We start from the raw sequence: 14,899 nt of genomic DNA, 5'->3' as shown, positions 1-14,899 counted from the left end.
CGGCAGGACAGCGTTCTTGCCAGCCATTCGAACGACAAAAGGAATCGTGCATGTTGCGTAAAACCCTCTTGGCCACCTTCTGCGCCAGCGTACTGATCTCCGCCACGGCGCCCGTTCTCGCGGCGCAGCCCCAGGAAATGAAAAGCGAACAGGGCACTCTTGAGGTCACGCAAGTTGCCGAGGGCCTTGAACATCCATGGGCCCTGGCGTTCCTGCCGGATCGCAAGGGCATGCTGGTCACTGAACGGCCCGGCAACCTGCGGGTGGTCGGTTACGACGGCAAGCTGTCGGCACCGATCGATGGTGTGCCAAAGGTCTGGGCCAAGGGGCAGGGCGGCTTGCTGGACGTGGTGCTGTCGCCCGACTTCAAGCAGGACCGCACGATTTATCTGTCTTACGCCGAGGGTGGAGGTGCAGGGGACAAGGCCGGTACGGCAGTAGGGCGAGGACAATTGTCCGAGGACCTGAAAACCCTCAAGGACTTCAAAGTGATTTTCCGTCAGGAGCCCAAGCTTTCAGTCGGCAATCACTTCGGCTCGCGACTGGTGTTCGACCGCGACGGCTATCTGTTCATCACCCTTGGCGAAAACAACGATCGGCCGACCGCCCAGGACCTCGACAAGCTGCAAGGCAAGGTCGTGCGGATCTATCCTGACGGCAAGGTGCCGGACGATAACCCCTTTGTCGGCCAAGCCGGCGTGCGCCCGGAAATCTGGTCCTATGGCCAGCGCAATCCGCAAGGCGCGGCGCTCAATCCGTGGACCGGCGTCCTCTGGGAGAACGAGCATGGCCCTCAGGGCGGAGATGAAATCAACATCGTCGAACGCGGCAAAAATTACGGTTGGCCGGTGGCGACCCACGGCATCAACTATTCCGGCCAGCCGATCCCGGAAGCCAAGGGCAAGACCGCTGAAGGCACCGTGGCGCCGCACCATGTCTGGGAAAAGTCCCCCGGCCTCAGCGGCATGGCGTTCTACGATGCGGATCGCTTCAAGGTCTGGCAACACAACGTGTTCATCGGTGCGCTGGTGAGCCAGGAGTTGATCCGTTTGCAGTTCGATGGCGACAAAGTGGTTCACGAGGAACGCTTGCTCGGCGAACTCAACAAGCGCATTCGCGATGTGCGGCAGGGGCCGGATGGTTATCTGTATGTGCTGACCGATGAGGACGAGGGCGGCTTGTACAAGTTAGGCCTGAAGTAACTCTCCCCCCTGTAGCAGCTGCCGAAGGCTGCGAAAGATCAAAAGATCGCAGCCTCGTTTCACTCGACAGCTCCTACAGGGTGGACGGCGTATTCCTTGTAGGAGCTGTCGAGTGAAACGAGGCTGCGATCTTTTGATCTTTCGGCCTACGGCAGCTGCTACAGGGTTTTGTGTCGCTCATGATCGGGCATACAAGATCACCGACGCCCGAAGCTTGCCCCGGCCAAAGCTGCACATCTTCTCGAACTCGCTGTGGCTGACCGGCAAATGCTGGCAATCCATCGGTTGGCGATGCTGGCTGTGGTCCACATCCGGGTCGTGCAGGTAGACGAATTCATCATCGCAATCAGTGACGATCACCCAATGAGGTGCCTTGGAGCGGGTCAGCCGATAGCTGCTGATCAGCACCAGCGGTTGCCCGCCATCGTTCAGTAACCGTGGCAGATCCAGCGGGCCGCCGATCACTCGTTCCACATCCGTCTCTTCTAACTGTGCGGTGAACTCGTCGTGCACCAACCGCATTACGTCTTTTTTATGCTCATCGCGCACGCCGTCCAGAAACAATGGGCCTTGCGTACTCAGCTGCAGCCGCACCCGAAAACCCCGGCGCCAGGCCGCCAGCGCCAACCCTTGAGGGCTGCAGCCACCATGGCCTGAGGTCATGAACACCGTCGTCGCCTCGCGCCAGATTTGCAGTTCTTCGCGACGCTCCAGCCATCGCTCGCCTTGCAGCGCGCCCATGGCCATCAGCAAGCAGGCCGGGCCGCAGGTGAAATCTGTGGTTTGTCGGTACCACGGGACCTTGATGTTGCGCGAATCGCGGTGCTCAAGGATGCGTTTTTCCAGGCGTAGCGCATCAGCGTGATCCTGGTAATAGTCATGAATCAGCGCGAAACGCCGGTAGCCGTTGCGCTCATACAAGGCAATCGCCGCCGGATTGTCGATACGCACTTCAAGGCGCAAGTAGGCGCAATCATGCTCAAGGGCACAGGATTCGATGCGTTCGAGCAACTGCTTGCCCAGTCCGCTGCCGCGCGCCCCGGTCGCGATGGCAATCGAGTAAAGCCGCGCCAGCGAAGTGCCCCGGTGAAACAGCACCACCGCGTAACCGACCAATTGCTCGCCACGCTGGGCCACCAACAGCTGCCCGTGGGCCCGGGTGATCATCCACATAAAGTTGCGACTGTTGAGCCGGTCCGTGGTGAAACATTGCTGTTCCAGTTCCAGCAGCGCGGGTAAGTCTTCAACTACCGCCAAGCGAAAGACAGTATTCATATGACCGCCGTAAAAGTTGCGTAACGAAACGGGACTTTCGAAAAAGTTCGTGCTTAATAGGAAAGGTCTTGTTCTCCAACGGATCAATCACTATGTCAGCGGTACAAGGTCATTGGCGCGAAGTATCCGAGCAAACTTTGCCGGCAGCAACTTATTTAAATGACGCAGGCAGAACTTCAAGTCAGTTGATTATCATCGTCGAACGCAAGGAAGACTGGGCCTCGTATTTCCCCAGCGAAGACATTGTCAGCGCCCAGGAATACCTCGAGCAGACACGGGACAACGACCAGGAAAAACGGGTCCAGGTTATCAACCTGTGCCGCAGCTACAAGTACCTGGGGCACGGTTATTACTGCTCGTTGCTGGCCGAAGCGCGAGGGCACAAAGTCATTCCGTCGGTGCGGACCATCAGCGAATTGACCCGCAAATCCCTGTACGGCCTGGCACTGGACGACCTGGATAAACCTCTGGAAAAAGCCCTGAGCAATCATCTTTACAGCGATACCGAAGGCTTTACCTTGACGTTGTATTTTGGCAAAACCAATATCGAGCCGTTGCAGGATCTGGCGCGACAGTTATTTGAAGTGTTTCCGTGTCCAATATTATTAGTTGAGTTTCGCCGAACTAATGGCTGGCACATCGAAGGTATAAAGTCTGGCGCCTTGCATAAGTTGCGCGAAGACCAGGAAGATCAATTCGCCAACTCGCTGGACAGTTTCAGTCGTAAGATCTGGCGTGTGCCGCGCTCACGGCGTTTGGCCCGTTATGACCTGGCCATCCTGCATGATCCGCAGGAAGCGTTGCCGCCCTCTAACGCGAAGGCGCTGGACAACTTCGTACGCGTCGGCAAGACCTTGGGCATCGATGTCGAGCTGATCGAGCGCAAGGACTACGCACGGATCGCCGAATACGACGGCCTGCTGATCCGCGAGACCACCAGCGTCGACAACCACACCTATCGCTTTGCGAAAAAAGCCGAGAGCGAAGGGTTGGTGGTGATGGACGACCCGGCGTCGATCCTGCGCTGCACCAACAAGGTCTACCTGACCGATCTGCTTAAGAGCCATCAACTCGGCATGCCCGCCACCGAAATCCTCTACAAGGATCGACCGGAAGATTTCGAACGGGTCGGCGAACGCCTGGGTTTTCCCTTGGTGCTGAAGATCCCCGACGGCTGTTTCTCCCGGGGCGTGATCAAGGTCGAAAGCCAGCAAGCCTTGCTCGAAGCGACCGCCGAACTGTTCGAACACTCAGTGCTGTTGCTGGCTCAGGAATTCTTCTACACCGAATACGACTGGCGCATCGGCGTACTCAACCGCAAACCGATCTTCGCCTGCCAATACTTCATGTCCAAGGGCCATTGGCAAATCTACAACCACAAGGCCAAGGGCCAGGACATCAACGGCGAATGCCGCACCCTGGCGGTCCACGAAGCCCCGCGAGCCGTGGTCGACCTGGCCGTGAAAACCGCCAACCTAATCGGCGACGGCCTCTACGGCGTGGACCTCAAGCAGTCCGGCGACAAGGTGGTGGTGATCGAAGTCAACGACAACCCGAACATGGACGCCGGCATCGAAGACGCGTACCTGCAGGACGATCTGTACTCGCTGGTGCTGGAGGAGTTCGTCCGTCGGCTGGAACTGAAACGTCGCGGCCAGGCCTGGTGATCGGCCGATGATCAAAAGCTTTCAACTGGCTGGTGGCGCGCTGCAATCGGTCGAACGACTCGATGCCGAAGTGATGCTGTTCAGCAATCCCGATGCCGCCGAGCGAGACTTGTTGCATAGCCACTTCAAGCTTGATGAGCATGCGCTGGCCTCGGCCCTGGACCCTGACGAGGTGTCGCGCATCGAGTTTCACCCCGACAACCTGTTCCTGATCTGGAAGCGCCCGGAGAATTACTCCGGCGCCGGCAGCCTGGCCTTTGAAGTGTCGTCGTGTGGCCTGTTGTTTTCTGCGCAGCGATTACTGGTAATCGCCACCGACGACACGCCGCTGCACGGACTCGGCACCCGGCAACGGTTGAACACGCCGCTGGATGTGTTGCTCGACCTGCTGTTCAACAACATCCATCACTATCTGGGTCACTTGAAGGTAATCAAGTTGGTTGCGCGGGAGTTGCAGCAGAAATTCAACGCGTCGATGCAGAACCAGCACCTGATCCAGATGTTCAACCTCAGCGAAAGCCTGATCTATTACATCAATGCGATTCACAGTAACGGCGCGGTGCTGACGCGGCTGCGCAACCACGCGGCCAAGGAACACTTCAGCGCCGAAGCCATCGGCCTGATCGACGACCTGATCATCGAAAACAACCAGTGCTACAAACAGGCGGAAATCTACTCCACGGTGTTCTCCGGGCTGATCGACGCCCGGGGCAACCTGATGAACAACAGCATGAACAACCTGCTGCGCAAACTGACATTAATTAACGTGGTGTTTCTGCCGCTGAACCTGATTGCGAGCATTGGCGGCATGTCCGAATTCAGCATGATGACCGGGGACACGCCGTGGTGGGTGTCGTATCCGTTGTTTCTGACGGCGATGATGATTGGGGCGGGGGTGATGGTGCTTGGGCTCAGGCGTCTGGCGAAATGATGGTGTCGGCTTTCAGGCCTCCTTCGCGGGCAAGCCTCGCTCCTACAGGGGAATGCAAACCAATGTAGGAGCGAGGCTTGCCCGCGAAGGCTCTATCAGCATCACAACACTACTTTGGATCAAACTCGCTGGCCCGCATCAATACAACTCTTACGGTTCTTTAACCCCCGAACCACGAGATACAGTAACGGCCCGACAGACACAAAAACTGCCGTGATCAACAAATACGGCAGCACTGAAACCGCCGACTGCCCACGCCCGCGCGCATCCCTGTACATCCAGATTCCCGCTAGCGTCGCCAACAGATAAAGATCAATCACCACCTGCGCAGTATCCGGGCGTGACATCAGGCTGATGCCGAAATCGATCAGCGACTGCTCCGCCTGGAGAATCACTGAAACGGTGTAACCGGCAAAGGCGATCAGGGCAATAAGGGGCAGGGCGACAGACTTCATGGTTTCCTTCCTTGGGACAATGAGCAGAGTCGCCAGCCTACAGAGGCCGAAGAAAATTGACCATTGACTTGCCATCAACGCCCGGCTAATTTCCAGCCATGACTTTCACCGTATCGCGCTGCCAGCCAAGCATTATTACCGCCATTCCTTATCTGGCGGGCTAGCTCACGACTGCAGCACCCAACCCGCCCTAGAGGCGGGTTTTTACTTTCTGTCTCCTGGGCTCCGATCAACGTCAGGAGACGACCATGAGCAGCACCACCGCCCAGCAGGCTTTGCTTGAGCACTACGTGAAAAAGATCCTCGCCGCGCCGGTGTATGAGTTGGCGGTGCGCACACTGTTGCAACCGGCGCCCGCGCTGTCCGAGGCCTTGGGCAATCAGATCCTGCTCAAGCGCGAAGACTTGCAGCCGACCTTTTCATTCAAGATCCGCGGCGCCTACAACAAGCTGGTGCAACTGAGCGATGCGCAAAAGGCTCACGGCGTGATCACCGCGTCGGCGGGCAATCACGCCCAAGGTGTGGCGTTGGCGGCGCGCGAGTTGGGGATTGCCGCCACCATCGTCATGCCCTGCACGACGCCAGAATTGAAAGTGCTCGGGGTGCGCAGTCGCGGTGCCGATGCTGTACTGCATGGCGAAAGTTTCCCGTTCGCCCTCGAATACGCCCTGCGCCTGGCCGAACAAACCGGTCGCACCTTCGTGTCGCCGTTCGACGATCCGGACGTGATTGCGGGGCAGGGCACTGTCGCCATGGAGATCCTGCGCCAGCATCAAGGCCCGCTGGACGCGATCTTCGTCCCGGTGGGCGGTGGAGGGCTGATCGCCGGCATCGCGGCGTACGTCAAATACCTGCGCCCTGAAGTCCGCATCATTGGCGTCGAGTCAGAGCATTCCGCCTGTTTGTACGCTGCATTGCGGGCAGGAGAGCGGGTTGTACTGCCCAACGTGGGAACGTTCGCCGATGGCGTGGCAGTAGCGCAGATCGGCGCTTATGGATTCGAGGTGTGTCGGTTCTGCGTTGATGAGGTATTGACGGTCAGCAATGACGAACTCTGCGCCGCCATCAAGAATATCTACGACGATACCCGCTCGATCACCGAACCCTCCGGCGCTTTGGCGGTGGCCGGAATAAAAAAATACATCGCTCGGACTGGTGTGCGTGGTCAAACGCTGGTGGCGATCGACTCGGGCGCAAATATCAACTTTGACAGTCTGCGGCATGTCGCGGAGCGCGCCGCTTTGAGCGGCGTCTCAGCGTGAGGAACATCAGGGCAACAGCGGGCGCAGGAAGGTCCGCTCGTAGCTGACAATGAACTTCTTCTCGACCAGAGAGGCGACCAGCGCGGTGCTTTCGGCGTCGGTCATTGCGATGTGGCGATAACTTTCATAATCGGCCAATGAAGGAAAACTGAACAGGCAGTAAGCGATATTGCTCGCGCCCTCGGAAGGCAGGAAATATCCGTGGTGCGTGCCGCCGAGACGTTCGACGATACCCAGCCAGGCCTTGGCGTAGGTTTCGAACGCGTCCAGTTGGTAGGGATCGATCACATATCTGACGTGGCAGGTAATCAAAGTCGTGCTCCTGTGAAAGATTATTCCTGGACGGCTTTCTCGACCTTGCTCGACGCCGACCAGATCCGATAGCGGACTTCGACGTCCTTGGGCACGTAGAGCACGATCGGCAACTTGCTGTTGTAACGAAGCATGAAGCCGTCACCGACCACCGGTACGAACTCCTTTTTAGGCTTGCCGTCGGGGCAGGCCATCATCGTGCTCATCGGGCCGATGACTTTTTCCAGGCGGTAAAAGGGGTAGCCCCAGCCTTCAAGGTTTTTTTCTTCAAGGATACCGCCGAGGCGTTGGCGATTGCAGTCCACGGTCAGGGTCTTGCCGGCCAGCACCTCGACCTGGAAGTTTTCTTCCTGGGGCTGCGGCGCTACATGAATGACCTGGCGGGTAAAGTCGCTCTCGGCTTTGGGAAACGGCGCGACCGTTTCGAGTTTGGCGGCATGGGCCGCGCCGGACAATCCGGCCACAATCAGCCCAGCGGTAGTGATGCAGGTCAATGAACCCATGATGCCTCCTTGCGTGTGAGTAAAGTCAGCAGATACTGGATTGAAAGGCGCATTCTTACCGTCGCCCGCCACCAATGCAAATCCGCCCGGGGTTGTATGCAAATTGCAGGGCTGGAGGGGCGCTTTCTTGCAGATTGCATGAAGCCATTTATAGGCAAATCCGCTAAATCATTGATTTGCCGATGAGCTGCACGGCGAAATTTTCGGCATGTTTTATGCTCAAGCAGTTCTTAGGTTGACCGGGACAATATTGAGTCAGCTGTGGAACGAGAAAACGGTCCGTTGTTGAGACGCAGAAGCCCGCAAAGGAAATAAAGCGGGAGATCTCAACAACCGCCGACGTTGGATATTAATTGGCAGTCTCACAATTAGGAGAGGGTCGCCATGTTTCTTTCTGCCTTGGAACTTCGCAATATCGTCGAAAGCAGTTTTCTGCCGAAACGCTGTCAATGCACGCTGTCGCCGGACCTGTCGATGACCGTCAAGGTGTATTCCGACCGTGAAACCGATCACCTTGATTTGATAAAGACCGGGATAGATGCCAAGCACCTGAACGGTTGCCGTGAAATAAACGACCTGATTGCCGGTCTACGCTCTGAGATGCAGCATCGGGAAGCGAGTCAGACACTGCATCCCGACAAAAAAGCGCTTTAACCAGCCGTTTCGAGTTCTGCTGATACGCGCCGGGTCTGGATAAACCCCAGTCCCAGCGCCGACTCGACCACCACAGCCAGCAATATGCCCGGCCCGGCATGGCCATTGAGCCATTCGCCGAAACCCAGCACTGCCAGACCAAAACACCCGACGGTAAACCCGGTGCTCAGCGCATTGCGGGTCACGGACGGCGCCTCGTTTCGAACCATATAAAACATCACACCCAACGCCGCGAACAGCACCGCACTGCGCCGCGCAACAAACCCTGCCGCCGATGAAAATTCAATACTCCAGATCGCCAATAACCATTGCGGCATCAAACCCCAGACCAGGGCCAGCAGAAAACACAGAAGGGAAGTGAAGGTCGACAGAGTGCGAAACGATAACTGCATGGCGAATCCTTGCGGCAGTGAGGGAGGCGCCAAAGCATAGCGCCTGATCCCTCACAGGTGTACCGCAAAGTGCTAAATCAGAGCTTTCCGTCAGTTCTGATAACTGCACGCGTCAGAAAGCTTCCGGTAGCTGATTTCTTCAGGCTTGCCTGACGTATCGATGTACTTCATATCGGCCGTGATCACTTTGCATTCCAGTGTGTTCGGCTCAGTCAGGGCGACCACTTTGCCGATGTTCAGCGGCATACCGTAGTGATAGGGGGTGGCTTGCGAGGACGACGTGTCGTTGGCCTGCGCAAGACCAGTAAACGCGGTGCAGGCGAGGGCGGAAGTCATCAGCAGCGTGCGGATGTTCATGGGACGATCTCCAGTGCAGACGTTGAGTCAGCTCGACGGATTGAGCGTCGAACCTGCCGCACTGGGCGTCAGAAGAACCTGAGGGCGTGCGGTCCAGTAAAGTCTTGGACCGCGGGGTTAACAGATGGTTAACCCAGCTGAACGCCGCCTGTCGCGAGGTTTTTTCTGTCGGATGATTCGTTAGGAAAGCGTCTACAAAGTCTTCGGCCTGGTCCTACAAGGTCAGACGCCTTGTCGACTTTCGCCGGATGGGTTGAAGCGATTACTGTTTGGGCTCGCTGCAAAATCAGCGGACAGGTTTGGTCACCTGTAAGAACAGTGCACATATGTGTGCCATGATTCGCCCTGCGGACATCTACGTCCTTACGGCGCATTGTTGTGGCGGCTGTGTGCAGGACGCCTTCGGGCGAGCTGAGTTACTGTTCTCGGTTGACCAAGCCTGTATACAGTCCGCCTCCCATCGTTTGGTCACGGTAGGGGCGGTTACTTCAAAACAGACGAGTAACTTACTATGCCTACGCTAAACCCGTTTCCAGATCGCTACCGTTCAATCAACAGCAGCGTTACCGACACAAGTCCTTTGGTGATCGACACCGAAGCCAATCCCCAAGACATCCTCGAAGCCGCTTTACAGCGGGTCCGGGCTGCCAGCCAGTTACTTGAAACCCTCCATTGCCAATGCTTCAAGCACGGCGATGTTCAAGATATTCCGCACATTACCCATGCGCTTTATCTGCTGACTCAGGATGGTTTTGATCTGTTGCAGGTGGCACAGCAGCGGATGATGGGGTGGAAGGCGCCCGCCTGACGTCGCACCTGCAAAATCGAGCCTGCCTCTTGGGGGGCAGGCTTTGAAGCCTCACTAGCCGTCACAAGGTGGGGGTGGGCACTCTGCTTAGAAACAGTTTCAAGCCTTGCTGATATTGCTCTGCGTCCATGGCATCGCTGTGTCTGGGGATGAGATATGCCTTTCCCTTACGATCCAGTTCGCTCAGGGCCATGAAGTGGCTGCTGAGCGATAGTTGTACATGTTTTTACTTTTCACCTGACCAATACCAAAGCGTATCGCCCCAGCTGGACGCACTAAAACTTGGCATAATCTCGCCTTGTTGAAAGTGACGTCTGGAGTTGGCCTGTGCCGGGGTGAACCAATAGCCTGTCTTACTGCACGGTTGTCCTGCTTCTACACGAGTAACTTGAGATCCATTAGTCGGCTGATAATTTCGGGCATAATCGACTAAATCCTTTGGATAAACCATATGATCTATTTTGCTGTCTTCTATGCCATACAAAAATGCAATTGCACCTGCTTCAAATGCCCAGTAACCGACGTAAGTTCCTTCATCTCCTTGAAGGTGAGTGTCATGCCAAGGAGCTTGCTTAAAGGCTGGATACCATTGCTGGCAATATTTTTTCAGAAGTTTCGGCGGTTCTTGTTTGTTATCGGTGTAGATCGCTTGAATAAGTAACGTATAGACGTCGTGATACCATTCGTCTACATCGTGCCGATGAGGCATTACTTTGTTTAGCAAGGCTTCATAAAGGGTGTCCTCACCTGCATATCCTGCGTCGTCAATGAGTTTGACAAAGCGCGGAAGCAAGTCGGTTCGGTGTAGAAGTATACACAGACTGATCACTTGGACGGCTTCTTCGTATTGGTTCGGCCAGTCGTCTATTGCTAATGGCGATATGTTCGGGACGCCCTGATACTCGGCCAAGGCTTTTTGGCGGATCTCGTACTTTTCCACCAGGTCTTCAAGCATAGGAGCAAGGGCATCAATGTTTTCACCCGCCGTATAAGTTGCGAGTAATTTATCTAAAGCAAGAGTCTGGAAGTATTTGGCGCGTTGAGACGCTTCCTCCAAAGCAGAGTCGGATTTGAATTTATTTATTTTGAAGAACTCTATTAGCTCATCGTGTTCTCTGAGAAAGTTCTCGTAGTGTTTGGTGCTAAAAAAATTCTGTCGCATGTTCATGGGTGTCAAACCTCAATCTTTAGTGTATCCAGTGCGCCATACTTTTTGGTCAGAGACTTTTTGCGTTTGTTTACAAACGCTTTAACTTCTGCTTCGTTGTAATGAAAGGCTTTGTGAACATGGTGTTCACTTTCATTTGAGTTTTTTATTCTGGCCTCAGCATGCTCTTTTGGGCTGGAGCTCGGGTGGTAAAGTGGGGAGTAAAATAAATGTCGACTATAAGAGGTTTCTACTTGGGCGGCGAGTATACGATTGCCGACAGCTTTTTGGAGGTTACTAAGTATCCATTCCACGCTCATCTGTACGAGTATTTCTTTGGTTTTGGTCGTACTGATTTTTGAGCTTTTAGAAGGCGACGTTTTTGATCTGCCGGTGGTTTTGGTAGTCGCGCTTTTTTTACCATTTGCATCTTGTTCGTTTTCGATGGGTTCAAGCAGTGTACTTGGATCGCCCAATCCGGATACGCCTAGCTTAGAGCCAACACTAGGTTGACGTGTATTGTTGGGTTTACGCATGAATTTCGGCGCGTCTTCATTTTTGCTTGCCTTTGCCTCAACAACGGCAAATTTCTCGCCTCCATTGTTGGAAGGAGTGGCGCGCCAGACGGCATCGATCCCCGTCCCATTCGCACCATCCGACAGCTTGTAAAGCACGTGACTTGCCTTAGGACTCCCCCCCGCCGAAAGCTTCCCCGTCTTACTCGCACTAGGCACACCCTCAAGCCACTTCCCATCCGCGCCCTTGTCATGCCCATCCCAATCCTTGCCCCAGCCAAACTCCACTGCGCAGATGTAGTCGGCAATGTGCTCCCCACTAACCCCCAATCCTTCATTCAAAATGCTGGACGGGGCCTGAAGGCCTACCTTGGAGGCTTCGACCTGGTTGGAATGGGTGCCGCTCGCGCCATCGGTGCCCTTTGTCGCAACGGCCGGGTCTTTGTTGGCAGGCTTTTCAGCTCTTTTCGGGTGGCTTGAGCCGGAGGAGGCCGCAGAACTGTTGCGCTGCATGCCTTTCCATTTAAGCAGCCGCTTCTCAACGATGCCGACCATGGCCGGCATGTTGTCACGGGAAGCTGCGAGGACGGTGACGACTGATGTTTTGGCCCAGTTTGGCAGGCTCTGGAACGTAGAGGAGCCTTTCACGCCGGTGATGATTTCGTCGAGTTCGGCACGCAGTTTTCCCGCGTCGAAAATCTGTTTGAGCAGCTCTTCGGGACTGGTTTTAACCCCGCATTCCTGGAGGACGAAGCGAAGCAGGTCGAACAGGACCGGGGCGTAGCGTTGCGGGTCTTTGTTGACGATTCGCAAGCTCTTCTTCAGGCCGTCGCCCGGTCCTGGAACCCAGCCGATCACGGCCATCAACAGATCGAATTGCGCGTCTTCCTTACCGTCCGTTGACTCTGCGTTGTAGAGGACGATAGAGGATTCGATAGTGTCGTAGGCGTCGATGGCCTGGCCCAGAAACGGCACTGCGCCGAGCGCGATACCTTTTGCCAGTTCAATCGCTGCTTCTTGATAAGCGGCGCTACGGTCTTCGCCACCCTCGTTTGCGCTCTCAGCTACTGCCTCGCTCATGTCAGCCTCCCTGCGGCTTTCTCCACTAATGCTTGTAAATCAACCTGATCCGGGTCCAGGCCCAGCTTGCGTAAATCTCCGTTAACTTTCTCGTCCGAGTTCTGCACGACCGTTACGCTTTCACGATTGAACGGCCTCGGATCCTCGCCGTAATACACTTTGGCCGGTCCTTTCGGCACATCTTCCAATCGGGCGAAGCCGTCGTCATCCAGCACGCCTTCACGCGTGGAGCCATCGGCGAAGTCAACGCGATACGACGCACCCGGCACCGGCTCAAGGTTGTCGTAATGCAGGTTCAATTCCAGCCAGGTCGGGTTGGGCTTGGCTTGTTGCATCAGGTGCCCGGCGATGTCGGCGGCGGCGAGGCCGGGTATGAGGGGGGCGAGGATTCCAATCCCTGTCCCCACCCCAGGCGAGCCCCCAGTGTTCACCTTCACCTCAGCCCCACTAATCGTCACGCCCCCGGCATCAACTTTGACGAAACTCCCGCCAGCCTTGGCCGTCAGTTCCATCCCGCCTTCAACGACTACCTTGTTACCAGCGTGGTAATGAATCTCCTGACCCGCCTCGACAAACTGCGCCGTCCCCACTTTCACATGCTGAGTTGTAGCCACGGTCAGGTGATCATCCGCCCGCGCCTCAGTCTTGCGGTCCAGATGGGTAATCCGGTGTTCTTCAACCTTGAACTCGCTGAAAACATTGGCCTCAACCGTGTCATGGCGTTCATTGCCAATGCGGATCTTCTGGTCGTGCTCGATGTTTTCGTCCCAGTCGCGCTGGGCGTGCAGGTAGATCTGTTCCGCACCTTTCTTGTCTTCGATACGAAACTCGTTGTAACCCTTGCCACCCGGTGAACTCAGGGTCTTGAAGGTGCTGCGGGTCTTGTTCGCCGGCAGGTCGTAGGGGACGACGTTTTCCTTGTGGAACAGGCAGCCGGTGATCAGCGGTTGGTCGGGGTCGCCTTCGAGGAAGGTGACGAGAACTTCCATGCCGACGCGCGGGATGGCGATGCCGCCGTAGGCACTGCCGGCCCAGCCAGTGGCGACGCGCAGCCAGCAGCTGGTGTTGTCGTTGGCCTGGCCGTCGCGGTCCCAGTGGAATTGCACTTTGACGCGGCCGTATTCGTCGCAGTGGATTTCTTCGCCGGGCGGGCCGGTGACAATGGCGGTCTGGCTGCCCAGGACTTTCGGTTTCGGGTGTTCGAGGGCAGGGCGGAAGTGTGCGTCCCACGGGGTGGCGAGGAAGGTGTTGCGGTAGCCTTGATGGAAATCATCTTTATTGTGGGTGACGTCGCTGGTGACGTTTTTACCCAGCACCTGCGGCTGTTTGCCTTCGTGCACGACTTCGAGCAACAGCCAGAGGTCGTTCCACTCAGCGCGCGGGTGTTCGCTGAGGGCCATGAAGTGGCCGCTGACCAGGGTGGGCTCATCGCCTTTGCCTTCAGCCAGTTTGTAGTCGCTGCGATGGCGTTCCAGCGCGCGGGTCGCCAGTTGTTTGCCGCGTGCGCGGTCGGTGAAGCGGCCGGGGTAGTCGTAGTCTTCGAGGTCCGGGGCGAAGGTGCTCTTGGCCGCGCCTTCGGGCAAGATGCTCGGTTTTTCGAAGTCGTAATCGCGGCGGCTGACGCGGGAGGTGCGGGTTTCCAGGCGCAGGTTGAAGCGCTTGATCACCGGTTTCGTGGCGGCCATACCGGAGTCTTGCTGGTAGGCCACGGGCGCAAGTTTGCGGAACACCGTCTGGTCATCGCCGAACACCAACGTGTGGCCGCTGGCGCTGTGCTGGAAGTGGAAGTGAATGCCTTCTTCTTCACACAGGCGCTGGATGAAATGCAGGTCGGATTCGTCGTACTGCACGCAGTAGTCGCGCTCGGGGTAGATCGCGCCGAGCTGGAAACTGTAGGCGTCGGCCAGGATGCCGCGTGCTTCCAGCACCTGAGCAATGATCTTGGGCACACTTAAATGCTGGAAGATCTGCTGGTCATGGTTGTGGCGCAGGTAAGCGAGTTGCGGGACCAGGCTGATGCTGTAGCGCGTCAGGCTTTTGCCGGAATCGCCTTGCTCGATGCGATAGACCAGGCCGTGGATGATGCCTTCGCCGGTAGCGCCGAAGGTCAGGCAGCCAGGCTTGTGCAGCAACTCTTCGAGTTTCAGGTCGGGATGGGCGCTGACCAGTTCGATGTCGAAACAGAACGGCTGATTGAGGGTTTCGCGACCGACGAAGCTGAGCACTTGCAGGTCAACGGAAACGCCTTCCAGCGTCAGGGAAATATGGGTTGCGTTCGCGTCCAGCATGCCTTTAATTCCGTCCTTTGAATAAGCTGGTGCGGATGGTGCAGCATTAAA

14 protein-coding genes and 1 pseudogene are annotated in these 14,899 nt (G+C 56.5%); 6 read left to right on the top strand and 9 right to left on the bottom strand.

Annotation, left to right across the window (positions count from 1 at the left end; genetic code table 11):
- The first annotated feature begins 50 nt into the window (after positions 1-50).
- Positions 51-1,202 carry a PQQ-dependent sugar dehydrogenase gene (locus tag ACA049_RS15730; RefSeq protein ID WP_497328245.1) on the top strand — a complete coding sequence of 384 codons (1,152 nt, stop codon included), beginning with the start codon at positions 51-53 and terminating at the stop codon, positions 1,200-1,202.
- A gap of 177 nt (positions 1,203-1,379) precedes the next feature.
- Here the strand turns inward: ACA049_RS15730 and rimI are convergent, their stop codons facing one another.
- Positions 1,380-2,477 carry a ribosomal protein S18-alanine N-acetyltransferase gene (gene rimI / locus ACA049_RS15725; protein ID WP_497328244.1) on the bottom strand — a complete coding sequence of 366 codons (1,098 nt, stop codon included), beginning with the start codon at positions 2,475-2,477 and terminating at the stop codon, positions 1,380-1,382.
- A gap of 92 nt (positions 2,478-2,569) precedes the next feature.
- Here rimI and ACA049_RS15720 point away from each other — a divergent pair, with 92 nt between their 5' ends.
- Complete coding sequence (locus tag ACA049_RS15720) at positions 2,570-4,144, top strand: RimK family ATP-grasp domain-containing protein (protein WP_497328243.1); 1,575 nt, start codon at positions 2,570-2,572, stop codon at positions 4,142-4,144.
- Between the two features lie 7 nt (positions 4,145-4,151).
- On the top strand, positions 4,152-5,075 hold the full coding sequence (locus ACA049_RS15715) for a magnesium transporter CorA family protein (protein ID WP_497328242.1): 924 nt from the start codon (positions 4,152-4,154) through the stop codon (positions 5,073-5,075).
- 119 nt (positions 5,076-5,194) lie between these two features.
- Here ACA049_RS15715 and ACA049_RS15710 read toward each other — a convergent pair whose 3' ends face one another.
- Complete coding sequence (locus ACA049_RS15710; RefSeq protein WP_497328241.1) at positions 5,195-5,530, bottom strand: DUF2834 domain-containing protein; 336 nt, start codon at positions 5,528-5,530, stop codon at positions 5,195-5,197.
- Positions 5,531-5,778: 248 nt separating this feature from the next.
- Between ACA049_RS15710 and ilvA the strand changes: the two are divergent.
- Positions 5,779-6,774, top strand: a pseudogene (ilvA, locus tag ACA049_RS15705) (threonine ammonia-lyase, biosynthetic); the annotation flags it as partial.
- A gap of 24 nt (positions 6,775-6,798) precedes the next feature.
- On the opposite strand, the gene ACA049_RS15700 reads toward ilvA, so the two are convergent.
- Both ACA049_RS15700 and eco read right to left on the bottom strand, forming a co-directional pair.
- Complete coding sequence (locus ACA049_RS15700; protein WP_497328240.1) at positions 6,799-7,104, bottom strand: NIPSNAP family protein; 306 nt, start codon at positions 7,102-7,104, stop codon at positions 6,799-6,801.
- Between the two features lie 20 nt (positions 7,105-7,124).
- Positions 7,125-7,607: a serine protease inhibitor ecotin gene (gene eco, locus ACA049_RS15695; RefSeq protein ID WP_497328239.1), complete on the bottom strand. Its 483-nt coding sequence runs from the start codon at positions 7,605-7,607 to the stop codon at positions 7,125-7,127.
- 384 nt (positions 7,608-7,991) lie between these two features.
- On the opposite strand from eco, the gene ACA049_RS15690 reads away from it, so the two are divergent.
- A complete protein-coding gene (locus ACA049_RS15690) occupies positions 7,992-8,261 on the top strand; it encodes a DUF1652 domain-containing protein (protein WP_497328238.1) in 270 nt (89 codons plus the stop codon).
- Here ACA049_RS15690 and ACA049_RS15685 read toward each other — a convergent pair.
- Together ACA049_RS15685 and ACA049_RS15680 are read right to left on the bottom strand one after the other, a co-directional pair.
- The gene (locus ACA049_RS15685) at positions 8,258-8,653 is read right to left on the bottom strand and encodes a hypothetical protein (RefSeq protein ID WP_497328237.1); all 396 of its coding nucleotides are present in this window, start codon (positions 8,651-8,653) and stop codon (positions 8,258-8,260) included. The two genes, ACA049_RS15690 and ACA049_RS15685, sit on opposite strands and share 4 nt — an antisense overlap.
- A 90-nt stretch (positions 8,654-8,743) precedes the next feature.
- Positions 8,744-9,010, bottom strand: a complete 267-nt coding sequence (locus ACA049_RS15680; RefSeq protein WP_077747819.1) for a DUF2790 domain-containing protein — start codon at positions 9,008-9,010, stop codon at positions 8,744-8,746.
- A gap of 511 nt (positions 9,011-9,521) precedes the next feature.
- Here ACA049_RS15680 and ACA049_RS15675 point away from each other — a divergent pair.
- Positions 9,522-9,818, top strand: a complete 297-nt coding sequence (locus ACA049_RS15675; protein WP_497328236.1) for a hypothetical protein — start codon at positions 9,522-9,524, stop codon at positions 9,816-9,818.
- Between the two features lie 226 nt (positions 9,819-10,044).
- Here ACA049_RS15675 and ACA049_RS15670 read toward each other — a convergent pair whose 3' ends face one another.
- From ACA049_RS15670 to ACA049_RS15660, 3 genes are read right to left on the bottom strand one after another with little or no spacing between them, the layout of a single operon-like run.
- The gene (locus ACA049_RS15670; protein ID WP_497328235.1) at positions 10,045-10,986 is read right to left on the bottom strand and encodes a PoNe immunity protein domain-containing protein; all 942 of its coding nucleotides are present in this window, start codon (positions 10,984-10,986) and stop codon (positions 10,045-10,047) included.
- A gap of 5 nt (positions 10,987-10,991) precedes the next feature.
- The gene (locus ACA049_RS15665; RefSeq protein WP_497328234.1) at positions 10,992-12,560 is read right to left on the bottom strand and encodes a hypothetical protein; all 1,569 of its coding nucleotides are present in this window, start codon (positions 12,558-12,560) and stop codon (positions 10,992-10,994) included.
- On the bottom strand, positions 12,557-14,848 hold the full coding sequence (locus tag ACA049_RS15660; protein ID WP_497328233.1) for a type VI secretion system Vgr family protein: 2,292 nt from the start codon (positions 14,846-14,848) through the stop codon (positions 12,557-12,559). Before ACA049_RS15660 ends, ACA049_RS15665 begins: the two co-directional genes overlap by 4 nt.
- Positions 14,849-14,899: the final 51 nt, after the last annotated feature.

The sequence above is a fragment of the Pseudomonas sp. LBUM1662 genome (assembly GCF_059695915.1).
This window is presented reverse-complemented; position numbering and strand designations above follow the sequence as displayed.

Excerpts from the sequence above, each read along its gene's own strand:
- ACA049_RS15730 (WP_497328245.1), top strand. The coding sequence starts at position 51 with ATGTTGCGTAAAACCCTCTTGGCCACCTTCTGCGCCAGCGTACTGATC.
- rimI (WP_497328244.1), bottom strand. The coding sequence starts at position 2,477 with ATGAATACTGTCTTTCGCTTGGCGGTAGTTGAAGACTTACCCGCGCTG.
- ACA049_RS15720 (WP_497328243.1), top strand. The coding sequence starts at position 2,570 with ATGTCAGCGGTACAAGGTCATTGGCGCGAAGTATCCGAGCAAACTTTG.
- ACA049_RS15715 (WP_497328242.1), top strand. The coding sequence starts at position 4,152 with ATGATCAAAAGCTTTCAACTGGCTGGTGGCGCGCTGCAATCGGTCGAA.
- ACA049_RS15710 (WP_497328241.1), bottom strand. The coding sequence starts at position 5,530 with ATGAAGTCTGTCGCCCTGCCCCTTATTGCCCTGATCGCCTTTGCCGGT.
- eco (WP_497328239.1), bottom strand. The coding sequence starts at position 7,607 with ATGGGTTCATTGACCTGCATCACTACCGCTGGGCTGATTGTGGCCGGA.
- ACA049_RS15690 (WP_497328238.1), top strand. The coding sequence starts at position 7,992 with ATGTTTCTTTCTGCCTTGGAACTTCGCAATATCGTCGAAAGCAGTTTT.
- ACA049_RS15685 (WP_497328237.1), bottom strand. The coding sequence starts at position 8,653 with ATGCAGTTATCGTTTCGCACTCTGTCGACCTTCACTTCCCTTCTGTGT.
- ACA049_RS15680 (WP_077747819.1), bottom strand. The coding sequence starts at position 9,010 with ATGAACATCCGCACGCTGCTGATGACTTCCGCCCTCGCCTGCACCGCG.
- ACA049_RS15675 (WP_497328236.1), top strand. The coding sequence starts at position 9,522 with ATGCCTACGCTAAACCCGTTTCCAGATCGCTACCGTTCAATCAACAGC.
- ACA049_RS15670 (WP_497328235.1), bottom strand. The coding sequence starts at position 10,986 with ATGAACATGCGACAGAATTTTTTTAGCACCAAACACTACGAGAACTTT.
- ACA049_RS15665 (WP_497328234.1), bottom strand. The coding sequence starts at position 12,560 with ATGAGCGAGGCAGTAGCTGAGAGCGCAAACGAGGGTGGCGAAGACCGT.
- ACA049_RS15660 (WP_497328233.1), bottom strand. The coding sequence starts at position 14,848 with ATGCTGGACGCGAACGCAACCCATATTTCCCTGACGCTGGAAGGCGTT.